Origin of the sequence: Pedobacter immunditicola (assembly GCF_037482985.1) — a bacterium.
Classification (GTDB): domain Bacteria; phylum Bacteroidota; class Bacteroidia; order Sphingobacteriales; family Sphingobacteriaceae; genus Pedobacter; species Pedobacter immunditicola.
Window position 1 is genome coordinate 62,948 of record NZ_JBBHKC010000005.1, and the last position, 24,016, is coordinate 86,963.

Consider the following 24,016-nt stretch of genomic DNA (forward strand, 5'->3'; position numbering starts at 1 on the left):
AGAAAATGATGATTGAAAGGACTATGGCTATCCAATATGCATATTTTGAACTTGCAGGATTACTTCTATACTTATATTTTCTTTTAAAATCTCCAGGTCCCATAATTACTCCTTTTTTTAAAGATGATCAATATACGCTTTTTCCATCATGCGTAATTATTCGTGGTGGTAGGGTTCACCCTTCAATATACTAAAGGCCCTGTAAAGCTGCTCTACAAAAAACAGCCTCACCATTTGGTGGGAAAAGGTCATGTCTGACAGGGAAATGCTGGAATTAGAACGTTTGTAGATCGTTTCATCAAAACCATAAGGACCACCAATAATGAACACTAAATGTTGAACACTACTGATCATTTGTTTGTTTAAATAATTTGAAAAAGATACAGAACTGTGTTTTTTGCCTTTTTCATCCAGCAGTATCACCACATCCAGGTTACTGAGCTGTTTTGAAATCAACTCTGCTTCTTTGGTTTTTTGCTGGGCTTCGGTGAGGTTCTTGGTGTTTTTTAGTTCAGGAATAACAACCAGATTAAAACCAATATAATGCTTTAGCCTGCTAATGTATTTTTCTATCCCTTCAACCAGGTATTTATCTTCGGTTTTACCCACCACCAATAAAGTTATCTTCATTGTATTTGCTCAAAAATCTATATCACGCGAAGATAATCAACTTTAAGCTTTGGCGCAAAACAAAGATTCTACTGCATCCAATCCAAATACGGGAATATTTAAATACTGTGCAATTTCTTTTCTCTCCACAAAGGAGTCATCAATAAATATGGAATTTTTGTTTTTGATAAACTCATACTTCTTTTCTGATTTTTGAATTTGAATGATTTCATCAAAAAGCAAATTACTCAGGGCAAAGCGGCGTAATTTATCCTGAAGGTTATATAAATGTTTGGTAATCAGTATGATTTTTTTGTTATCGTTCCTTGCCTCATATAGAAACTTGATCAGTGTGGTATTCACACATTCATCTACAATAATGGTGTCATCAAAATCAACATAAACATAGTCGTATTGAATGTCAATGGTAAATCTGCTGAATAAGGCACGGTCTATCTCAATATTGAAATCATTTTGAAGCACAGATACATCATAGCCCATCCTGTCAAATAAACTTAAGAGTATAAAGTTTACCCCCTTATTCCTGTATAATGCCATTGTACCGGCTATTCGTGGCGAAATTTCCATCAGCACCATTTCACCGCTCTCCCGTTCTTTTACCTGGAAAAACCATACTCCACGAAAGGAGAGGGTGTTATTGATGATTTCAGCGATTTGATTAAACTGTTCATTTTTAATTTGAGTGGAATTAACACTAATGCCATTGGAGATGCGGTTTCTGATCCTTCCTTCCGAAAACAATAATTCCCCATCTTTATTGGTGAAACAGTCAACGGTATATTCATCACCTGGCAAATATTCCATGGCGAGCAAAGTTTCATCTTTCATGGCATAAAAATCAACCTCTTCTTTGGTAGAAACAGTAAACGTCCCTTTAGTCCCTTGGCCAATGTCCGGTTTCAGGAATACAGGGAAGTCCATGGTGTCTGTCATGGGGTATAGAGATGGAGTAGGGATCAATTTTTCAAACAATCTATAGGTTTCTCCTTTTGACCTGCAGATTCGGCAAGTCTCCGTATCAGAAGTAATGACCTCGGCCATAATATGGGGCTGATTTTCTGCCAGGGTAGTAACAGCAGTATCGTGTGCGGGTATGATATAATCAATTTGATATAGCTTAATGATTTTATTTAAATCCGCTATAAAATTGGGGGCATCCATATCTAATTGTTTCGTGATATAGTTTTTATATACAAACTTGCCGTGGTCATCTACACTGCTTGCTCCGTATAAGTTAAAGTGTGTCGATTGTGCTAGTCCGCGGTTTACTTCCAGGCCTATTTCTGAGCCACACGGAAATACCAAAACATTTTTCTTCATTGAATCCATGTATTAACTTATTAACCTCTATTTTTAAATAACACAATAATATTAAAATAGTTTTATGTTAATTTTAAGTATCGGTAAACAGTATTATTGTATAGGCTAATAAAAATTTTAGGCGGTTGTAATTATTGTATAATTAATTTAAAGTTTTTATTTGTAACTTAACTAGGTAATGGAGGTGGGAATACCACAACACCTGCATGAGCAGGATTAATAAATAGCGGATTTTCAGGTAGCCGTTAATTATTGTTAAATTGCAGCATGAAGAAATTCTTTGTATTTCTTATTTTATCGGTTTCTACAGTCAGCTGTTTTGCACAACTGGCTGCTGCCAGTCATACACCAGCGACGAACATTGATCGCAAATCTGCAGCCAAAACGCAACCTGATTCATTGTCAGCGAAATACCAGAGTGCTTTTGATGATCCTAAAATAAAAAGCTATTTCAATTTGTCAACTTCTGCACGTTTGCGTTCAGGCGTATCCTCCAGTAAGGTTATTGGTCCGAATACTTACCATGCCTTTGAAATTGGTTCGAAGGCGATCACCCTTTTTTCCAATTTGCTTCATTGCAATGAAAATCAAATTGAATTACCCAAAAGCTTAAAAGACAAATATTTATCCTATTGCTTTAAAGAGGATAGCTTAACAAGAGAACAGGGCGAAAAGTTGCTGTTAAAACTTATTGTTGAAAACCTTAAGTTGAAAACAACACTGACCGAAGCTTTACAGGATGTAGTGGTGGTCGAAATTGTGGACTCTGTGAAGTTAAACCTGGCAAAGGCAATTCAGAAGAAAGAAACCGGTATCACAGAGATTAATTCGGAAGGCACCAGCGCCATCAGAATTGAAAATGGCTCCCTGTATACATTAGCTGATGAATTAAAGCGCGCACTCACCTCGCAGGTAGTCATTAAAAAGAAAGATCTCTATACGGATCATTATGATTTTTACCTTCATAAGGACTCATTCGAAGTGTTGCAGCAATCTTTGTTAAAATATGGTTTATCCCTAAAAATAGAACAAAAGAACCTTCAGAAATACCTGTTTGAAGATTAAACCCTATATTTATTTTCCACTCTACCAATTCCATGATGTTAAATTCAAAAGAAGCTATTTTAATTGCCTACCAAAATAAAATTCAAAAGCAGCAAAGTAACATTGACAGTTTAGCCGGGCAGCTGAATAAAATTTCATTATCCCGCCTAGGCTTATTCGTTGCTGAAATTTTATTAGTGGCAATGATCATCAGCTGGGGATTTCACTGGTTTTATATCATTTTAATCTTACTGCCATTAGTTTACTTCCTGGTGCTGGTTAAAAAGCAGGGCAGGGTACAAAATGAGCTGGATTATGCCAGGCAGTTAATGTGGGTTTATCAAAATGAGGAAGATCATTTATTGACACGGGCCAATGGCTATGACCATGGTGAGCAGTTTGAAAGCGAGTCTCATCCCTATACTTCAGACCTGGATATCTTTGGGCATCTGTCGTTATATGCTTATGTTAACCGATGTAAAACAGTTAAAGGCATGAACCTGCTTGCAGGTCACTTTAACCAGGCCTTACCGCGAGAAACGATTCTGGAACGCCAGGAGGCTGTTAAAGAGCTGAGCGACCATATGGAAGATTCCTTTCATTTCAGGGCCAGGCTGCAAAACCACCAACCTGCACAACTTATAGCTATTGAACAAAAATTGGCGAAGGAGTTACCCTTGCAGTTAAAGTTTACGAGAGCGACTAGCTTGCGTACTTATGTAAAGGTTGTTCCCTTTTTCATGTTCGCTCTATTGTTTACAGCGATCCTGATGGGGGGCATGGTTTGGAATATATTCGGACTTGCTGCTTTGTTCAATGCCGCCCTGATCTTTTTTAACCTCAAACATATCAACCCGGTATATTATGGTTTCAGTGGCAGTGCTGAATTATTGAAAGCCTATTCGGGCATTATTGAATGGACAGAGAAAATAACCTGGAGGTCACCTTATATCAGGGCTTTTTTTAGCAGCGATGAAGGTAGTGTGCCGGTGAGTAGAGAGATTAAGGATCTGGCTTTAATTATACAGGCTTATGACGCGCGGTTAAACATGATCGTCGCCATATTTCTAAACCTTTTCTTTTTGTGGGATTTAAAATGTGCCATCCGTCTGGATAATTGGTATAAAGGTTCTTCTGAGCATATCTTAAAAGGATTAGACAGGATCAGCCAGTTTGAAGAATTGATTTCTTTGGCAACGTTAACCTATAATGAACCGGAGTGGAATTTTCCTGCCCTGTCTCCAGCTTTTAGATTAGAGGCTGTACAAGTTGGTCATCCTTTAATTGAAGCCAGTAAACGGATTGTAAATGATTATACTTTAACTGGCCAGCCTACGGTTGATATTGTGACCGGTTCTAATATGGCCGGCAAAAGTACTTTCTTAAGAACGATGGGCATTAACATGGTTTTGGCTTTTGCTGGCGCACCAGTTTGTGCAAAAGTGTTGAACTTGTCGATTTTTAAAGTGCTTTCCTACATGCGGATCAAAGACTCCCTTAACGACCAGACTTCCACTTTTAAAGCAGAACTTAACCGGCTGAAAATGATTTTGGAAGCGTCAAAACTTTCGGCAAATACTTTTGTGCTGATTGATGAAATGCTGCGGGGTACGAACAGTAAGGATAAGTTTTTAGGCTCAAAAGTATTTATTGAGCGCATGATCGCTCAGCGAACGCAGGCACTTTTTGCGACACATGACCTTGCGCTTTCTGAAATGGAAGCACAATACGGGGGAATGGTACGCAATTATCATTTTGATATACAGATTACGGAAAGTGAAATGCACTTTGATTATAAGCTGAAACATGGTGCCTGCAAAACCTTCAATGCTGCAATTTTACTGAAACAAATAGGCTTAAATACTTGATGTCGGCATCCCGGACCTGTTTTGGGATCTTAATTTCCGTATCTTAAAGCTTCATAAATCACTTCATAAAAAAAGCTCCCGTATTTCTACGGGAGCTTTTTATTGTATTAATGGCAGATCTTATTGAGTAACCTGTCTGCGGATAATGTTCAACGCGCCGCCGGCTTTAAACCAGTCGATTTGTTGCGCATTATAGCTATGGTTTACTTTAATCTCGTCTTTCGTACCATCACTGTGGTTTAATACCACTGTTAATGGAACGTTAGGCGTGAATTCTGTTAATCCAACAATGTCAATTACATCGTCTTCACGGATCAGGTCATAATCTTCCTTATTATTGAAAGTTAAGCCTAACATACCCTGTTTTTTAAGGTTTGTTTCGTGGATACGAGCGAATGATTTTACCAGTACGGCACGAACACCCAGGTGGCGAGGTTCCATGGCAGCATGCTCACGGCTTGATCCTTCACCATAGTTTTCGTCACCGACAACGATAGAACCGATACCTGCAGCTTTATAGGCGCGCTGCGTAGCTGGAACAGGACCATATTCTCCTGTTAAAGCGTTCTTAACGTTATCTGTACTGTCATTATAATAGTTGACCGCACCAATTAACATGTTATTTGAAATGTTATCGAGGTGACCACGGAATTTTAACCATGGACCAGCCATAGAAATATGATCCGTAGTACATTTACCTTTAGCTTTGATCAATAGGCGCAAACCTTTAAGATCAGTACCTTCCCAAGGGGTAAAAGGATCTAATAATTGCAGACGGTGAGATGTTGGTGAAACCAAAATCTGTACACCTGAACCATCTTCTGCAGGAGCCTGGTATCCAGGATCATCTACTGCAAAACCTTTTGGAGGCAATTCAAATCCTGTAGGTGGATCTAATTTAACTTGTTCACCGCGATCATTGGTCAAAGTATCCGTTATCGGGTTAAAGCTTAAATCGCCGGCAATGGCCATTGCTGTAACCAGCTCCGGAGAACCAACAAAAGCATAAGTATTAGGGTTACCATCAGCACGTTTAGCGAAGTTCCTGTTAAACGAGTGTACGATGGTATTTCTTTCCTGTTTTTCAGCACCAACCCTGTCCCACATACCAATACATGGTCCGCAGGCATTGGTGAATACAGTAGCACCGATGTTTTTAAATACATCTAAGAAACCATCACGGGCAATGGTATAACGTATTTGCTCAGAACCCGGGTTAATGCAATACTCAGAATTGGTTTTAAGGCCTTTTTCAGACACTTGTTTTGCCACGCTCACTGCACGGGAAATATCTTCGTAAGAAGAGTTTGTGCAAGAGCCGATCAAACCAACATCAATTTTCATTGGCCAGCCGTTTTCTAAAGCTACTTCTTTCATTTTTGAAATAGGCGTAGCCAGGTCTGGTGTAAAAGGACCGTTTAAATAAGGTTCCAATGTTGATAAGTCGATTTCAATCAACTGATCAAAATATTGTTCAGGGTTAGCATAAACTTCCGCATCACCTGTTAAATGTTGTTTAATCTCATTGGCAGCATCAGCAACGTCAGCTCTGTTGGTAGCGCGTAAATAACGCTCCATGCTTTCGTCATAGCCAAAAGTAGAGGTAGTTGCACCAACTTCAGCACCCATGTTACAAATCGTACCTTTACCAGTACAGCTTAAGTTCTCTGCACCTTCGCCAAAATATTCAACGATAGCGCCAGTACCACCTTTAACGGTTAAAATACCAGCAACTTTTAAAATAATATCTTTAGGAGCAGCCCAGCCGTTTAACTTGCCGGTTAACTTAACACCTATTAGTTTAGGGAATTTAAGCTCCCAGGGTAAACCTGCCATTACATCACAGGCATCAGCACCACCTACACCAATAGCGACCATACCTAAACCACCGGCATTAACCGTGTGAGAGTCGGTACCGATCATCATTCCACCTGGAAACGCATAGTTTTCCAGAACAACCTGGTGAATAATTCCGGCACCTGGTTTCCAGAAACCGATACCATATTTATTAGAAACAGAAGCAAGGAAATCAAAAACTTCTTTACTCTCTGTATTGGCAGCAGGTAAATCTAGTTCTGCACCAAGTTTTGCTGTGATCAGGTGGTCGCAATGTACCGTAGAAGGAACAGCAACCTGTGGACGGCCGGCCTGCATAAACTGCAGTAAAGCCATTTGTGCAGTTGCATCCTGCATGGCTACTCTGTCTGGAGCGAAATCTACATAATCTGCACCCCTTACATAAGCTGTATTTGCTTTCTCATCCCAAAGGTGAGTATATAAAATTTTTTCTGAAAGTGTTAAAGGTCTGCCTACTAGTTTACGGGCTGCCTCTACACGAGGGCCGAAGTTTGCATACACCTTTTTGATCATATCTATATCAAAAGCCATTGATAATCTGTGTTTAAAAGGTAATATATTAATTATTTGCTAGCGAATTTACAAAAAAAAACAGGGTACTGCCATCATCAGGGGATCATTATATTATTTATAAATAATCTAAATAATATAGTGCCATTTCAAAATTATATACTGATGTTCAATAATGAACAATATAGCATAAAGTTTTGAATTTAAGTGGCTGTCTTACAGATTTTTGCGATGAATGCTGGAAAGACGTCAAACTATTGGTTTCCTTAAAAGAAATTATAGAGTTGCAAAAGTAAAGCCCCGTTTATGGAAGTATTTTAAGACCCTTGGCAGGGTGTACTGTAACCTTTCAAACGCTTTTAGGCTATCATGAAAAACGATGATCGAGCCATTGCGGGTATGCTTAATTACATTTTTGTAACAATTTTCTGGAGATAGCTGCAGGTCGAAGTCGCCGCTCAGCACATCCCACATAATTATTTGTATCTTCGGATAGCGTGATTTAATACGTTTTACCTGTGATTTTTTAATGCGTCCATAGGGTGGACGGAACAAGTGAGACTTTGTTAATTGCTGGCATAACTGCATGTTCTCGATATAGGTCTGGTCATCGGTTTTCCAGCCTTTCAAATGGTTGTAAGTATGGTTTGCCAGCTGATGTCCGGCGGCTACCACCCGGTCAAAAACCGCGGGATGTTTAATGATATTATCCCCGATGCAAAAGAAAGTTGCCTTAGCATTAAACGTGTTTAAAGTTTTTAGAACAAAATCTGTAACATCAGGTATAGGACCGTCGTCAAAGGTTAAATAAATGACTTTATCTGTGCGGGCCTTGTTCCATACTAAAGATGGGTAATACCATTTTAAAAGAAGGGGTGATTTAACCAGGTACATGCCCAAAGGTAAGAAATTGCCGGCTTAGCCCTGAAAAATTACAAAAGGAAAAGTTGTTTATGTAATATTGTGAAATCAAATTTATGAAGAAGTTAATCCATAAGCGTTTATTACCAAATTTTACCTGCATTTTCTTATTTGGTGTGCTGGTTTCAGGCTTTCAAAGTGAAGCTTTTGCACAGGAGGCGATCACCTTGCCACAGGCAATAGAAAGAATGCTGAACAACAACCTGAACATTAAACAGGGGGGCCTAAATGTATCCGCTGCGGATGTAAATTTGCGCCAGTCGAAAGCTGCACTGTTGCCTAACCTTAATGCCAATTCCAGTAACAATATCAGTTTCGGGCGCGGACTGGATCAGACTTCCTTCCAGATTGTTAATCAGAAATTATACCAGGCAAATGGAAGTATAGGTACTTCTGTAGACGTCTTTGGAGGCTTTGCCAAGATTAACCAGATCAGGCAAAATAAAATTCTTTTAGAAGCAAATAACAGCAACCTGGATAAGATTAAAAATGACCTGGTCCTGAATGTGGTGATCTCTTACATGGATGTAGTCTATAATGAAGATTTGTTAAGGGCTTCGAAAGACCAGTTACTGGTAGCCGAGCAGACCCTGAAAAGGGAAAACGCTTTATTGGATGCAGGAAATAAAACCATTGCTGATGTATCGCAGGCAAAAGCCCAGGTGGCAACTGCAGAATTGAATGTGACCAATGCGCAAAATGACCTGACAATATCTTACCTTACTTTAGCGCAATTAATGGAAATGGGTGCTGACGTAGATTCATTCAAAGTGGTAGCCCCGACCGTAGCGGAAATTGCAATTGCACAAACTGACTACACGGTTAATGAGGTTTATGGAACTGCTATAAAATCTTTCCCGGATATTCAACTGGCTACCTTAAATACCTTGGCTGCTGAAAAAGGAATAGCTGTGGCTAAAGGATCCTTGTATCCAAGCGTTTCTTTTAATGCCGGGCTTGGCTCCTCCTATTCTTATGTCTTTAATGTAGATGTGCCACAGGATGACTTTTCAAGACAGGTGAGTGACCGTTTTAACCAATACATCGGATTGACATTGCAAATTCCTATCTTCAATGGCCTTGCGGCAAAGTCTAATGTTAAACGTGCGAAAATTGATTATGAGGGTTACAGGATTCAGGAACAGCTGACAAAAAACAATTTAAATAAGGTGATTGCACAGGCCGTAACAGATTTAAAAGCAGCAAGAAGCCGCTATGCCTCTACGCAAAATACTTATGATGCACAGAAAGATGCTTTCAATGTGATTGAACAGCGTTACAATGTAGGGCTAGTCAATTCCCTGGATTATAATACGGCCATTACTAACCGTAACAAAGCAGAAATTGATTTTATTCAAGCCAAATACGACCTGGTCTTCAGAGCGAAGGTCATTGATTATTACCTTGGTAAACAAATTACTTTTTAGAAGACCTCATCTTAAATTAACAATAAATAAAAAAACTAATGAAATTAAAACACATTATCATAACCGTTGGCGCACTTATCGCTTTAGTGGTCATTCTGGCACTTACTGGTGTTATTGGCGGTGAGAAAACAGAGAAAGTAACGACTGAGAAAGCTGCTAACAGGAAGGTTATTGAAACGATCACGGCAAGTGGTAAAATACACCCGGAAACAGAAGTGAAATTGAGTTCTGAGGTATCCGGTGAAGTGGTTGAACTATTGGTAAAAGAAGGGGATATCGTAAAAAAAGGGCAGGTACTGGTTAAAGTAAGGCCTGATGTATTGCTTTCGGGCTTTGAGAAAGCTGTCGCATCAAATAATACGCAGAAAGCGGTTTTATTAGCCTCACAACAGCAGCTAAACCAGGCAATCGCGACTTTTAAAAACACCGAAAGTACTTATAAAAGAAACCAGGAACTGTTTAAACAAAAGGTAATCTCGGCAGCTGAATTTGATGCCGTTAAAGCTGATTATTTTTCTGCTCAGGCCGATATTGCACGCCTGAGGGCTAACGTAACCGGCTCCAGGTTTAGCCTTGAACAAAGTGAAGCTAACGTAAGGGAAGCAGGTGCCAATTTAGCGAAGACTACCATTCTTGCTCCAGGCGACGGGGTGATCTCTAAGTTATCGATTGAGCGTGGTGACCGTATTTTGGGTACTACCCAGATGGCTGGTACTGAGGTGATGCGTATTTCGAACCTGAACACCATGGAGGTAAATGTTGACGTGAATGAGAATGATATCAACAGGGTAAATGTGGGTGACAGCGCTGTGATAGAGGTGGATGCTTTTGCTGATAAAAAGTTTAAAGGTGTGGTAACGGAGATTGCAAGCTCTTCTAAAGATGTGGGTACTACAGCTACCTCTTCTGTAGATCAGGTAACCAATTTCCTTGTTAAAGTGCGCATTCTGCCAGAATCATACGGTGATATCAAAGGGGGAGCTAAAGATCTTCCTTCACCATTCAGACCGGGGCTTTCGGCCAGTGTGGATATTGAAAGTGAATCCTTTAAAGGGCTGTCGATCCCTATACAATCGGTATTTACCAGTGATAAAGGAAAAACAGAAGCTCCAAAAGAAGCAACAAGCAATGATGCTGATATGGAGAAACAGAAGAACAAGCTAACCGATAAAACGGTGAAACAATATGTATATATTTATAATAATGGTACCGTTAAAATGGTGGAAGTAACCACAGGTATCCAGGACGACAGGTACATCATTATTAAGTCGGGACTTAAACCAGGCGCAGAAGTAGTTTCGGGTCCTTATGCTGCTATTCAGAACCGCTTAAAAGATGGTGTGAAGGTAGAAAAAACGACTAAAGATCAGTTGTTTGCAGATCCTGCCAAGAAGTAAGGTCTTCTGATAGTAATAAATTAAGTAAATTGTCCCGGTTTAAGATATTAAGCCGGGATTTTTTATTTACAGTATATGGTGCCAAAAATTGCAATGATAGGAGGGGGTAGTTGGGCTACCGCCATCATAAAAATGTTATCTGATAATTTTACGAAAAAATCACTCTATTGGTGGATGCGTAATACAGAAGCGATAGAACACATTAAGACCTATCATCATAACCCTAATTATTTAAGTGCAGTACAGATCCAGGTGCCTGATGATCATATTTCTGCTGATATAAAGAAGATTATCGCAGCCGCAGATTATATTATTTTGAACGTACCTGCGGCCTTTTTAAAAGAAACATTGAAAGATGTAACCGCTGAGGACCTGAAGGGTAAAAAGATTGTATCAGCGATCAAAGGCATTGTGCCAGACGAAAACCAGATTATAGGCGAGTTTCTGCAGGAAAAATACCAGGTGCCTGTGGATAATATACTGGTGATCAGTGGTCCATGCCATGCCGAAGAAGTAGCCCTGGAGAAACTTTCCTACCTGACGATTGCCTCCGTTAACATGGAAATTGCAATGGAATTTGCAGGCTTACTGAATAACCGCTATATCAAAACAAATGTCTCTGATGATATTTTCGGTACTGAATATGCTGCGGTACTAAAGAACATCTACGCTGTAGCCAGTGGCATTTGTCATGGCTTAGGTTACGGTGACAATTTCCAGGCTGTGCTTATTTCCAATGCCATCAGAGAGATCAATCGTTTTGTAAATGCAGTACATCCCATTTCAAGAGACATCATGGAACCCGCTTATCTTGGTGACTTGTTGGTAACGGCTTATTCTCAATTTAGCCGGAACCGGACTTTCGGTAATATGGTTGGAAAAGGGTACACGGTAAGGTCTGCTCAATTAGAAATGAATATGGTAGCTGAAGGTTACTATGCGGCCAGTTGTATGCATGTGATCAATAAAAAGTATAAAGTGGAAATGCCTATCAGCAGAGCCGTATACGCTGTTTTATATGAGAAACATTCGCCACAAATTGAGATGAGACTGCTGACCGAGCAGCTGAATTAATGCTGATCCGGGGGCAAATGATCATATACTTTTGAAACATTTCTTTTTTGTTCCTGTTGTATAGGGAGGTAATTACATCACCTGATAAAAACTATATCACTATGAAAACGAAAATATTAATGGCTGCATTTGCCTTCGGTTTGCTAAGCACCTTTTCAATCGCTGCTTCTGCACAGGAGAAAAAAGAATCTGTAGGAAAAAAAATAGATAAAACAGCCACAAAAGTAGGTAATAAAACCGCTGAGGTTGCGGTGAAAGGCACTTCTAAAATTGCCGATAAAACCTGGAAGGGCAAAATGGCCCCCGATGGTTCTGATGTTTATATCAACAATAAAAACCAGAAATATTATATCAATAAACGTGGTGCTAAAGTGTTTCTGAAAGCCTCAGAAATCAAAACAAGACCAGAAAAAGCTAAAAATTAAAACATCAACACTCCTGAAGATAGGAGGTTGTTAACAACCTCCTATTTCTTTACAACCTCTTCTCCCGTATTTTCTTGGCTCCAGCCTTCAATCAGTCAATTTCCATTTTTTGTCCCTAGTCTGCAATAATCATCAGCTGCTTTATTAAAATAGCAGCTACATGCTGAGGTTGTATTACATCCCGAACCGAAACCAGCATGTACCGTTACGATCAGGAAAAAAGGGCACAAAAAAGCCGGTCATTTTTCAATGACCGGCTTTTTAATAGATATATTAAATACCTGGGCTAATTAAGACCTGCGTCTTCTGTCGCCGCCAGCACTTCCTTCACGTCTTCCAGCACCGCTGGTCGTTCTTTCTTCACGGCTTCTGCCAGAGAAATCTTTAAAGCCACCACTGCTAGCTCCGCCTTCACGTCTTCCACCTTCACGACTGCCACCGCCTTCACGACGATTACCGCCACCATAGCTTCTTCTCTCACCGCCACCGCCGCCAAAGCTGCGTTTTCTATCACCGCCACCGCCGCCGCTTCTGCTTTCTGCAGCATCGCCAGATTTTTCAATCCTTACGCCGCGGTTGTTGAATTGTACGTCTTTAAAGTTTCCAAATAAAGAATCAACACTGGAATCTTCCACTTCGAAGAAGGAATAAACACCTTTAAGATCAATCTTACCAATGCTTTTTCCGCTGATTTTTCCGTTGTTACATACAAACGATAATAGATCACCTCTTGTAAAATCATCTACCGAACCTAAGTTGATAAACAAACGGGTATAACCATCACTACCTCTGGATCCGCGCTCACCACGTTCACCACGTAGGCCACGCTCACCACGATCATCTGCAGATGCATTCAAATCAGGCGCATTTTTGTAATATTCCAAGAAGCGGTTAAACTCTAAAGATGCGAAACGTTTGATCACTTCTTCCTTAGATAATTCAGTAAATTGCTCCATAATCCTAGGGATATACTGCTCAATCTGTGACTCATTAACCTCTACATTGTTTACTTTATGAACTAAGGAGAACAATTGCTTCTCGCAAACATCAAAACCAGTAGGCAATTCAGCTTTCGTGAATTGTTTACCAATGATTTTTTCAATCTGACGGATTTTACCAGTTTCCTTTGCGTTGATGATACAGATAGAAATACCTGTTTTACCTGCACGACCTGTACGGCCAGAACGGTGGGTATAACTTTCAATTTCGTCAGGTAAAGAATAGTTGATCACGTGAGTAATGCTATTCACATCAATACCACGAGCAGCAACATCAGTAGCAATTAATAATTGCATGTGTTTGTCGCGGAAACGTTGCATTACCTTATCACGTTGTTGTTGAGAAAGATCACCATGTAGTGCATCTGCATTGTAACCATCCTTGATTAAATGCTCAGCAACATCCTGCGTATCCATTTTGGTTTTACAAAATACAACGGCAAAAATTTCTGGGTTAAAATCTACAATACGTTTAAGTGCTGCATATTTATCTCTTGCTTTAACGATGTAGTATTCGTGCTCAATATTAACGTTACCAGCATTTTTTGTACCCATGGTCATCTCAATAGGATTGTCCATGTAGTTCTTAGCTATTTTCCTAACCTCAGGAGGCATAGTTGCAGAAAATAACCATGTTTTTTTATCATCAGGTGTTGTAGACAAAATATCATTAATGTCTTCCTGGAAGCCCATGTTTAACATTTCATCAGCCTCGTCTAAAACTACATATTTCACATTTGTGAAATCTATAGCCTTACGACCGATAATGTCCAACATACGGCCCGGTGTAGCCACAACTATTTGTACACCGATTCTGATCTCACGTAACTGCTGCATGATGTTTGCACCACCGTAAACGGCAACAACACTAGCACCTGAGATGTTTTTTGAGAAATTTTTGATGTCGCTCGTAATCTGTAGGCAAAGCTCTCTCGTAGGGCATAAAATCAATGCCTGAGGCTTATTGCTTTTAAAGTCTACTAATTCTAACAGCGGCAAGCCGAATGCGGCTGTTTTTCCTGTACCTGTTTGGGCCAAACCAACAAAATCATTAACGCCCTCTAACAGTACAGGAATACTTTGTTCCTGAATAGGTGTTGGATTTATGAAACCTAAATCCATTACAGCATTAACAACGTCATCACTTATCCCCAATAATTTAAATGGGTTTGTCATGTATTATTTAATTAAGCCGCAAAGGTACGTTTTTTTATTTTTACTTTTTTGGTGTCCCCCGAAATAAAATGTTGCAGAGACTCAATGACTTAGCGTAAACGGTCGGCTGATTTAATCAGAAGTTCGTCTTTTCTGATGCCGCGAAATGCTAAAAAGCAGAAAATAATGGTCAGAATTGGCATAAAAGCCCCTACATTATAGTCTGCCCCCTCCAGGCCCCCTGGAATTTTCTGTGCCGCCTGACTGATCCAGAAACTTAGGCCCAGTGTTAAAATGATAACCACATTACAAATCATTTTCTGTAATGTTCTGTTCTTGTAGTTAAATATGTTTGCAAAAGCAATTAAAGCAATCACCATGGTGCTGATCAGCAAGGCCATAAATCCTTCTGTTTTTACAGTTCCCGTTGCAGCTTTCTGATACAATCCACTGACCAATACCCAGAATTCTGTACCATTACTGGTTTTAGTTACTATCGGTAAAAGCAATAACATAAACAAAGTTAAGCTTGCCAGAAAAAGCCATATGGTTTGTACTCTTTGTATCATATCAGGGTATTAATTTCAGCAAATATATTAAAAGGTGCAGACTAAGCAACGACAATTATAAGAAGTGCTGTAAGAAAGATTAACTTTGTGTATTGATGATGCAGCGTTATTTTATTGAACTGGCTTACAATGGTACGCCATACCATGGTTGGCAGATACAGCCCAATGCCCTGACCGTGCAGGAATGCCTGGACAAGGCGCTTTCCGTGTTTTTCAGGCAGCCCGTGCTTACACTGGGTTGTGGAAGAACTGATGCCGGTGTGCATGCTACACAATTTTATGCTCACTTTGACCTCCATTTAGGGGAAAACATGCCTGTGGAAACTAAGGTGAGCAGCATTAATTCGCTCCTGCCTTATGAAATTGCCGTTAAGCGCATCTTTAAAGTCGATAACGATGCGCATGCGCGTTTTCATGCGGTATCCAGGGCTTATAAATATTACCTGCATTTTCATAAAGATCCTTTCAAACTGGAGCGTTCATGGTTGTTTAAAGGTGCCCTGGATGTGCCAGCTATGAATGCTGCTGCAGCTCTTATTGCCACTTACACTGATTTCTCCTGCTTCAGCAAATCCAATACGCAGACTTTTACCAATAACTGTAAAATTGCTTCGGCTCATTTTGAGGTGCTGGAAGATGGACTTGTTTTTACCATTAAGGCAGACCGCTTCTTGAGAAATATGGTCAGGGCCATTGTTGGCACCCTGGTTAGGGTGGGAAGAAAGGAAATTGACTTAATAGATTTGGCACAAATTATGGAGAGCAAGGACAGGGGTAAAGCGGGGCAATCTGTGCCTGCATGTGGTTTATTTTTAGTGGCGGTAGATTATCCTTTTGTAAAATAGTATGTCTAAAATTACCGGAGATGTTTTTAATGTAAACCTGCTGAAAAGAATATTTCAGTATGTTAAACCGTATCGTGGCATATTTATCTGGTCAGTCATTCTGACTATTCTCCTGGCGGTCCTTGCCCCCGTTCGTCCTTTCTTAATTAAATATACCCTTGATAATTATATCCTGACAGGTCAATATGGTGGTTTGTTAACACTCACCCTGGTCATGCTTTTTTTATTGGTTTTGCAGAGCCTCGTGCAGTATTTTCACACTTTACTTACCAATACCCTGGGGCAGTCGGCTATTCGTGACCTGCGCATCAACGTGTTTAACCATATTACCAAACTGCGGCTGAAGTATTTTGATCAAACGCCCATCGGCCAGCTGATTACCAGAACAGTGTCTGACCTGGAAACCATTTCGGATATTTTCTCCGAGGGTCTGATTGTGATTATTGGCGACATCTTACAGGTAGCAGCTATCCTGACGGTCATGTTTTATACTGACTGGGAGCTTACCGTGGTGATTCTGTTGCCGATGCCATTGCTTATCCTTGCCACATCTATCTTTCAAAAAGCCATTAAATCAGCTTTCCAGCAGGTGCGTACAGAGGTTTCCAACCTCAACACTTTCTTGCAGGAACATATTTCCGGAATTTCAATTATCCAGTATTTCGCCAGGGAGAAACAGGAATACACCAAGTTTAAGAACATCAATTCGCGTTACCGTGATGCCAACATTCGCTCCAACTGGTATTATTCAATATTTTTCCCGGTGGTGGAAATCATATCGGCCATGTCTATGGGCCTATTGGTATGGTGGGGTGCCAAGAGCATTTTAGGTAAACCACTTGAAGTTACCCCAGGTACCATCGCCGAATTCCTGATGTATATCAGTATGCTGTTCAGGCCTATCCGTGAGCTTGCTGATAAGTTCAACACTTTGCAAATGGGGATGGTGGGTGCCGAACGTGTGTTTAAGGTCTTGGATACCCAGGAAATTACGCCAAACGAAGGGGTATATGCCCCTGAAAAAATGAAGGGCACAATTACTTTTGATCAAGTATGGTTTGCCTACAATGACGAGAATTATGTGCTGAAAAATATCTCCTTTGAAGTTAAAGCCGGGCAGACAGTAGCATTGGTAGGGGCCACAGGTGCAGGGAAATCTTCTACTATCAATATACTTAACCGCTTTTACGAAATTCAGAAAGGATCCATTAGTGTGGATGGCGTAGCAATTCAGGATTATGAACTGAGTTACCTGCGGAGAAATATCGCTACGGTGCTGCAGGATGTTTTCTTGTTTTCAGATAGCATATACCATAACATCACCTTGAATAATCCGGATATCACTATGGAAGAGGTGGTTAATGCTGCCAAAAAAGTGGGCGCCCATGATTTTATTGAACGGCTGCCGGGTGGTTACCAGTATAACGTGATGGAAAGAGGTTCTACGCTTTCTGCCGGACAAGCGCAGCTGATATCATTTATTAGGGCACTGGTTTACAACCCTTCCATCCTGGTATTGGATGAAGCTACTTCTTCGGTCGATACGGAAACCGAAATCCTGATTCAACATGCCATTGACAATCTAATGAGTAACCGTACCGCCATTGTCATCGCTCACCGTTTATCTACCATTCAAAAAGCCGATAAGATTATCGTTCTTGATAAAGGGGAGATTAAAGAACAAGGAACTCACCAGGAATTACTTAAACTGAACGGTTATTATAAAAAGCTGTATGACCTGCAGTTTAATTCTGTGGGAATAACCGGATGATGCAGTAGAAGTGCTTCTTAATTAATAATAAAAAATCCTGTTATCATTTGACAATCCCTTTCAATTAACTTAGATTTGCAACAAAAAAATATAGATACATGAGTGTTTTAGTAAATAAGGATTCAAAAGTTGTTGTTCAAGGTTTTACAGGAAATGAAGGCACTTATCATGCTTCCCAAATGATAGAATACGGAACTGACGTTGTTGGTGGTGTTACTCCGGGTAAAGGTGGACAAACGCACTTAGACAGACCAGTATTTAATACTGTACAGGACGCGGTTGATAAGGCCGGTGCCAATGTATCTATCATTTTTGTTCCTCCTGCTTTTGCTGCAGATGCCATTATGGAAGCTGCTGAAGCGGGAATTAAAGTTATTGTTTGTATTACTGAAGGTATCCCTACAAAGGATATGATTAAAGTAAAAGAATATATTTCTGACAGAGACTGTATTTTAATCGGGCCAAACTGTCCTGGTATTATTACTGCAGATGAGGCTAAAATCGGTATCATGCCGGGCTTTATTTTCAAAAAAGGTACAGTTGGTGTGGTTTCTAAATCTGGTACTTTAACTTATGAAGCGGTTGACCAGGTGGTTAAAGCGGGTATGGGTATCACCACTGCTATTGGTATTGGTGGAGATCCGATCATCGGTACCACGACTAAACAAGCTGTTGAATTGTTAATGAACGATCCTGAAACTGAAGGTATCATCATGATTGGTGAAATTGGCGGTGGTATGGAAGCTGAAGCTGCGCGCTGGATTAAAGAAAACGGTACTAAACCAGTAGTTGGTTTTATCGCCGGACAAACTGCTCCTGCTGGACGTAGAATGGGTCACGCTGGTGCTATTGTTGGTGGTGCTGACGATACGGCTGCTGCAAAGATGAAAATCATGACCGAATGCGGTATCCGCGTAGTAGAAAGTCCTGCTGAAATTGGCGCTGCCATGGCAGAATTGTTATTGAAAAAATAGAAGATCTTCTTGTATAATTTGAAAGCTCCGGTCTACATTACCGGAGCTTTCTTTGTTTAAAGGGTTTTCGCCGCATACATGACAGAATTTTTACCCGCCTAAACAAGTGTGTAGCTTGCCTTTTGCGTATCTTGTTGATAGCTTCATGACCATTAAATAACGAACTATACTGATGAAAACTTTAATTAATAAAACTTTGATCCTGTTGGGGATGTTCTTTCTGAGCAGCTTTACTGCCTGTGCCCAGAAGGATAAGCCACAGCAGGCTGCAAAAACAACTACAAATATGGAATGGAATAAATTAACCAAAGAAGAAGAGGCCGTTATTGTTAACAAAGGCACGGAATATCCCGGTACAGGGAAACTGTTAAATAATAAACAGGAAGGTACTTATGTCTGTAAACGATGTAATGCGCCACTATACAGTTCGACTTCAAAATTTGAATCGGATTGTGGATGGCCTAGTTTTGATGATGAAATAAAAGGGGCGGTGCTTCAGATTCCTGATGCTGATGGCATGCGTACAGAAATTGTTTGCGCCAATTGCAAAGGGCACCTTGGCCATGTCTTTCTGGGCGAAGGTTTTACTGCCAAGAATACCCGCCATTGTGTAAATTCTGTTTCTATGGCTTTTATCCCCAAGGCACAATAAGCCTGGTTTTTAACATACATTTTATACTTTTCCACAGCCCTGTGGATAGCTCATGGGGCTGTGCTCTTTTATAAATCGTTAGTTTTCTTATCTTTGACCGTTCATCAACTAGAATTTATATGAGATATTGTTTGATTTTAATGTGCATGTTCCTGTTTTTGAAGGTAAATGCACAAGAGGAAAGAACAGGTTATGCTACCTATTATCACAAAAAGTTCGAAGGCAGGAAGACCACCAGCGGTAGAAGATACCATGCTGAGAAATTAACTGCTGCACATCGAACATTACCCTTTGGAACCATCGTTACGGTGACCAATCTCAGTAATGGAAAGTCAGTCGATGTAGAAGTTAACGACCGTGGGCCATTCACCAAAAAATACATCATTGATATCTCTGAGTCCGCCGCGAAAATTCTTGGCTTTTATAAAAAGGGTCATTCGAGAGTGGAAATTAGTTATAATGCCTCAGGTGTGTAAGCATTCTTCCTAACTCCATTGCAGTCAGAAAATTAAACTTATCAACCCCCCGTTCTTCCTGATTTCTGTTTTTTAAGATTAATCTGACGCAAGTCTGCCACGTAATTTGTATGTAAATTTCCACGACAGATGTTAATAAATTGCAGGAGTTGTTAACAACTTATTGGGTCGATACTAAGCCTGTAACAGTATATTTGTTTATACAATTCTCTAGTAAATTATACATCATTTCTCAGTTGTTATACATCATCATGATGATTTGTAACACCTGCAAAAATGAGTGTAAGTAGGAATGGAAAAAGTATAAGAATATTCAAGTTTTAAAATCAAAGTTATGCAGGAAGAAGAAGTATTGTTAAGAGAAAATAAGGACCGTTTTGTTCTTTTGCCTATCAAATACCCTGAAATCTGGGAAATGTACAAGAAAAGTGAGGCAAGTTTCTGGACTGCGGAAGAGATCGATCTTTCGGACGACCAAAAATATTGGGATAATTTAAATGACGGCGAGCGTCATTTTATTTCTCATATCCTTGCTTTCTTTGCTGCAAGTGATGGCATTGTTAACGAGAACCTTGCTGTAAATTTCATGAGAGAAGTGCAACTGCCTGAAGCACGTTGTTTTTATGGTTTCCAGATCATGATGGAGAACATTCACTCGGAAACTTATGCTTTGTTAATTGATACTTATATCAAGGATCCAGATGAAAAGAACCGTTTGTTCAATGCTGTTGAAACCGTGCCTTGTGTTAAACGTAAGGCTGACTGGGCATTGCGCTGGATCGACGGCGGCACTTTCGCTGAACGCCTGGTGGCTTTTGCTGCGGTTGAGGGGATATTCTTCAGCGGTAGTTTCTGTTCTATCTTCTGGTTAAAGAAAAGAGGCTTAATGCCTGGCCTGACTTTCAGCAATGAGTTGATTTCACGTGACGAAGGTATGCACTGTGAGTTTGCTTGTCTGCTTTACAGAATGCTTGAAAATAAGCTGTCTGAGGAAGCTGTTCAGGGTATCATCCGTGATGCGGTGGAAATTGAAAAAGAATTTGTTACCGATGCACTGCCTGTTGCTTTGATCGGGATGAATGCGAAATTAATGTCGCAGTATATTGAGTTTGTAGCCGACAGGTGGTTACAGGAATTAGGTTATTCGAAAGTGTACAATGCAACCAATCCGTTTGATTTCATGGAGATGATTTCCTTACAGGGTAAAACTAATTTCTTTGAGAAACGTGTTGGTGACTATCAAAAAAGTGGGGTGTTAACTTCTTCCGAGGATAAAGCAAGTGCTTTCTCTTTAGATGATGATTTCTAGGCCCAAATAAATAAAATATAAAACTGGTGTGGCTGTATCTTGTTATAAGCAGTTCTGAACGCACTATAAAATACCTGTAAATATGTTTGTACAAAAAAGAGACGGCCGCAAGGAAGCTGTTAGATTCGATAAAATAACTGCCCGTATTGAAAAGCTATGCTATGGCTTTAATCCTGAACTGGTTGACCCGATCGATGTTGCCAAGAAGGTAATTGAGGGTTTATATGATGGCGTAACCACTTCAGAACTGGATAACCTAGCTGCAGAAACGGCAGCATCCTTAACCACCAAACATCCTGATTACGCTTTGCTGGCATCCAGGATCGCAGTGTCTAACTTACATAAAAATACCATCAAATCGTTTTCCAAAACGATGGAGATGCTGTATAACTATATAGATTCCAAAACCGGCAAGTCAGCTTCGCTGATTGCGGATGATGTTTGGGAAGTCATCAGCAAAAATGCAGATATATTAGACAGTACCATTATATACGACAGGGATTTTGGTTTTGATTACTTCGGTTTCAAAACCCTTGAAAAGTCATACCTGCTTAAAGTTGAAGGTCAAATCGTGGAGCGCCCACAGCATTTATTTATGCGTGTTGCTGTAGGTATCCATAAAGAGGATATTGACAGTGCCATCGCTACGTATAACCTGATGAGCGAGCGTTGGTTTACGCATGCTACGCCAACCTTATTTAATGCGGCAACACCTAAACCACAAATGTCTTCCTGCTTCCTTTTAACCATGCAGGATGACAGCATTGAAGGTATTTACGATACGCTGAAACAAACGGCCAAAATATCTCAGAGTGCTGGTGGTATTGGTTTAAGCATCCATAACATCAGGGCTACAGGAACTTACATTGGTGGCACCAATGGTACCAGCAATGGTATCGTGCCCATGTTAAAAGTGTTTAATGATACGGCCCGTTATGTAGATCAGGGTGGAGGCAAGCGCAAAGGTGCCTTCGCTATTTACCTGGAGCCATGGCATGCCGATGTGTTCGCCTTCCTTGATTTGCGCAAGAACCATGGTAAAGAAGAAATGCGTGCGCGCGATTTGTTCTACGCCTTATGGATTTGCGATTTATTCATGAAACGTGTGGAAGAAAATGGCGAATGGAGCTTGTTTTGTCCCCATGAAGCACCCGGATTAGCGGATTGTTTTGGTGCAGAATTTGACGAGTTGTACACCCGTTATGAGCGTGAGGGCCGTGCTAGAAAAACCATTAAAGCGCAGGAGCTTTGGTTTGCTATCCTTGATTCACAGATTGAAACCGGAACGCCTTACTTATTGTATAAAGATGCTGCCAACAGCAAATCTAACCAGCAAAACCTGGGTACGATTAAAAGTTCCAACCTATGTACCGAAATCATTGAGTATACTTCTAAAGATGAAGTTGCCGTATGTAATTTAGCATCCCTGGCTTTACCAAGATATGTGATCAATGGGGAATTTGATCATCAGAAATTATACGATGTTACCTACCAGGTTACTGTTAACCTGAACAAGATCATCGACCATAACTATTACCCTGTTGAAGAGGCTAGAAACTCCAACATGCGCCACAGACCAGTAGGCTTGGGTGTACAGGGCTTAGCAGATGCTTTTATTTTATTGCGCCTTCCCTTTGAAAGTGAAGAAGCAAAGAAACTGAACAAAGACATCTTTGAAACCATTTATTTTGCTGCCATGAATGCTTCGCATGACCTGGCCGTTAAACATGGTCCGTACCAGACTTTTGCCGGTTCACCTTTATCAAAAGGTAAATTCCAGTTTGATCTATGGAATGTAAAACCAGACAGCAATCGCTGGGACTGGGAAAATTTACGTGAGAAAGTGGTTAAAGATGGCGTATACAATTCATTGTTGGTGGCACCGATGCCAACAGCCTCTACTTCACAGATATTAGGTAACAACGAATGCTTTGAGCCTTATACTTCTAATATTTATACCAGAAGGGTATTGAGCGGAGAATTTGTGGTGGTGAACAAACATTTATTGAAAGACCTGGTTGCTTTAGGCTTGTGGGATACCGCAATGAAAGACAGGATCATTATAGCGAATGGCTCTATTCAGCACATCGACGAGATTCCTGATTACATTAAAGAACTATACAAAACTGTTTGGGAGATCAAAATGCGCAGCATTATTGACATGGCTGCAGACCGTGGTGCCTACATTTGCCAGTCGCAGTCGTTGAACCTTTTCATCAATGCGCCAAATACTTCTAAATTAACTTCTATGCATTTTTATGCCTGGAAGAAAGGCTTAAAAACCGGAATGTATTATTTGCGTACACAGGCTGCTTCCCAGGCTGTTAAGTTTACGGTAGAAAACCAGGCTGGTAAAAACCTGGAGCCTGTTATTCCTGCGCATATTACAGAAAGTGCAGAGGAAATTGTAGAAGGACCAGTTTGTTCTATGGAAGAAGGCTGTATCAGCTGTTCCGGATAATCAGTAAACAATCAAAATATTGTACAGGAGTAAGATTCATTTCTTACTCCTTTTTTTATGCCTTATCTTTATAGCCATGGCAAAACACGAAATCATTCCTTGCGAACGTTGTCATACCGGCATAGAATGCAAAGCTAATTCATCTTTAAAGTGCCAGTGTAACGCTGTCCAGCTTAGCCTTAACGAAATGCAGTACATCAGTGAATTATATGATGGTTGTATGTGTGCCCAGTGTTTACTGACGCTACAGGAAGAATATCGAACGCTGTACCTGTCTACGCAGGATTAGCCTTTACATTAACTCAACACGCAAACAAAAAATTTCTGCTAACT

20 protein-coding genes are annotated in these 24,016 nt (G+C 40.3%); 14 read left to right on the plus strand and 6 right to left on the minus strand.

Annotated features, from left to right (window positions below):
* Window positions 1-156: 156 nt before the first annotated feature.
* Window positions 157-630, minus strand: a complete 474-nt coding sequence (gene rlmH, locus WG905_RS09805; RefSeq protein ID WP_339591537.1) for a 23S rRNA (pseudouridine(1915)-N(3))-methyltransferase RlmH — start codon at window positions 628-630, stop codon at window positions 157-159.
* Window positions 631-672: 42 nt separating this feature from the next.
* A complete protein-coding gene (locus WG905_RS09810; RefSeq protein ID WP_339591538.1) occupies window positions 673-1,950 on the minus strand; it encodes an ATP-grasp domain-containing protein in 1,278 nt (425 codons plus the stop codon).
* A 267-nt stretch (window positions 1,951-2,217) separates the two neighbouring features.
* Between WG905_RS09810 and WG905_RS09815 the strand changes: the two genes are divergently transcribed.
* Together WG905_RS09815 and WG905_RS09820 are read left to right on the plus strand one after the other, a co-directional pair.
* Window positions 2,218-3,015, plus strand: a complete 798-nt coding sequence (locus WG905_RS09815) for a hypothetical protein (RefSeq protein ID WP_339591539.1) — start codon at window positions 2,218-2,220, stop codon at window positions 3,013-3,015.
* 32 nt (window positions 3,016-3,047) lie between these two features.
* Window positions 3,048-4,862 carry a MutS-related protein gene (locus WG905_RS09820; RefSeq protein ID WP_339591540.1) on the plus strand — a complete coding sequence of 605 codons (1,815 nt, stop codon included), beginning with the start codon at window positions 3,048-3,050 and terminating at the stop codon, window positions 4,860-4,862.
* 120 nt (window positions 4,863-4,982) lie between these two features.
* Here WG905_RS09820 and WG905_RS09825 read toward each other — a convergent pair whose 3' ends face one another.
* Window positions 4,983-7,250 carry an aconitate hydratase gene (locus WG905_RS09825; protein ID WP_339591541.1) on the minus strand — a complete coding sequence of 756 codons (2,268 nt, stop codon included), beginning with the start codon at window positions 7,248-7,250 and terminating at the stop codon, window positions 4,983-4,985.
* Between the two features lie 255 nt (window positions 7,251-7,505).
* Window positions 7,506-8,123 (minus strand): polysaccharide deacetylase family protein, encoded by a 618-nt coding sequence (locus tag WG905_RS09830; RefSeq protein WP_339591542.1) that lies wholly within the window; start codon window positions 8,121-8,123, stop codon window positions 7,506-7,508.
* Between the two features lie 83 nt (window positions 8,124-8,206).
* Here WG905_RS09830 and WG905_RS09835 point away from each other — a divergent pair, with 83 nt between their 5' ends.
* From WG905_RS09835 to WG905_RS09850, 4 genes are all read left to right on the plus strand, one after another.
* Window positions 8,207-9,577, plus strand: coding sequence for a TolC family protein (locus WG905_RS09835; RefSeq protein ID WP_339591543.1), 1,371 nt, complete (start codon window positions 8,207-8,209; stop codon window positions 9,575-9,577).
* Between the two features lie 38 nt (window positions 9,578-9,615).
* On the plus strand, window positions 9,616-10,974 hold the full coding sequence (locus WG905_RS09840) for an efflux RND transporter periplasmic adaptor subunit (RefSeq protein ID WP_339591544.1): 1,359 nt from the start codon (window positions 9,616-9,618) through the stop codon (window positions 10,972-10,974).
* Window positions 10,975-11,049: 75 nt separating this feature from the next.
* On the plus strand, window positions 11,050-12,048 hold the full coding sequence (locus WG905_RS09845) for an NAD(P)H-dependent glycerol-3-phosphate dehydrogenase (protein ID WP_339591545.1): 999 nt from the start codon (window positions 11,050-11,052) through the stop codon (window positions 12,046-12,048).
* Window positions 12,049-12,149: 101 nt separating this feature from the next.
* A complete protein-coding gene (locus WG905_RS09850) occupies window positions 12,150-12,473 on the plus strand; it encodes a hypothetical protein (RefSeq protein ID WP_339591546.1) in 324 nt (107 codons plus the stop codon).
* Between the two features lie 290 nt (window positions 12,474-12,763).
* Here WG905_RS09850 and WG905_RS09855 read toward each other — a convergent pair whose 3' ends face one another.
* Entirely contained in the window at window positions 12,764-14,647 is a 1,884-nt protein-coding gene (locus tag WG905_RS09855) for a DEAD/DEAH box helicase (protein ID WP_339591547.1), read from the minus strand.
* An 89-nt stretch (window positions 14,648-14,736) separates the two neighbouring features.
* The gene (locus WG905_RS09860; RefSeq protein WP_339591548.1) at window positions 14,737-15,195 is read right to left on the minus strand and encodes a DUF4293 domain-containing protein; all 459 of its coding nucleotides are present in this window, start codon (window positions 15,193-15,195) and stop codon (window positions 14,737-14,739) included.
* 98 nt (window positions 15,196-15,293) lie between these two features.
* Here WG905_RS09860 and truA point away from each other — a divergent pair, with 98 nt between their 5' ends.
* The 8 genes from truA to WG905_RS09900 all read left to right on the plus strand — a co-directional run bounded on the left by truA (window position 15,294) and on the right by WG905_RS09900 (window position 23,972).
* Window positions 15,294-16,040 carry a tRNA pseudouridine(38-40) synthase TruA gene (gene truA, locus WG905_RS09865; RefSeq protein WP_431844514.1) on the plus strand — a complete coding sequence of 249 codons (747 nt, stop codon included), beginning with the start codon at window positions 15,294-15,296 and terminating at the stop codon, window positions 16,038-16,040.
* Between the two features lies 1 nt (window position 16,041).
* A complete protein-coding gene (locus tag WG905_RS09870) occupies window positions 16,042-17,811 on the plus strand; it encodes an ABC transporter ATP-binding protein (protein ID WP_339591550.1) in 1,770 nt (589 codons plus the stop codon).
* 98 nt (window positions 17,812-17,909) lie between these two features.
* Window positions 17,910-18,785 carry a succinate--CoA ligase subunit alpha gene (sucD, locus tag WG905_RS09875; RefSeq protein WP_339591551.1) on the plus strand — a complete coding sequence of 292 codons (876 nt, stop codon included), beginning with the start codon at window positions 17,910-17,912 and terminating at the stop codon, window positions 18,783-18,785.
* Window positions 18,786-18,957: 172 nt separating this feature from the next.
* Entirely contained in the window at window positions 18,958-19,437 is a 480-nt protein-coding gene (locus WG905_RS09880) for a methionine-R-sulfoxide reductase (protein WP_339591552.1), read from the plus strand.
* A 119-nt stretch (window positions 19,438-19,556) separates the two neighbouring features.
* Window positions 19,557-19,913 (plus strand): septal ring lytic transglycosylase RlpA family protein, encoded by a 357-nt coding sequence (locus WG905_RS09885; protein WP_339591553.1) that lies wholly within the window; start codon window positions 19,557-19,559, stop codon window positions 19,911-19,913.
* Window positions 19,914-20,247: 334 nt separating this feature from the next.
* The gene (locus tag WG905_RS09890) at window positions 20,248-21,222 is read left to right on the plus strand and encodes a ribonucleoside-diphosphate reductase small subunit (protein WP_339591554.1); all 975 of its coding nucleotides are present in this window, start codon (window positions 20,248-20,250) and stop codon (window positions 21,220-21,222) included.
* Window positions 21,223-21,304: 82 nt separating this feature from the next.
* Window positions 21,305-23,683, plus strand: coding sequence for a ribonucleoside-diphosphate reductase subunit alpha (locus tag WG905_RS09895; protein ID WP_339591555.1), 2,379 nt, complete (start codon window positions 21,305-21,307; stop codon window positions 23,681-23,683).
* A gap of 76 nt (window positions 23,684-23,759) precedes the next feature.
* On the plus strand, window positions 23,760-23,972 hold the full coding sequence (locus tag WG905_RS09900; protein ID WP_339591556.1) for a cysteine-rich CWC family protein: 213 nt from the start codon (window positions 23,760-23,762) through the stop codon (window positions 23,970-23,972).
* Window positions 23,973-24,016: the final 44 nt, after the last annotated feature.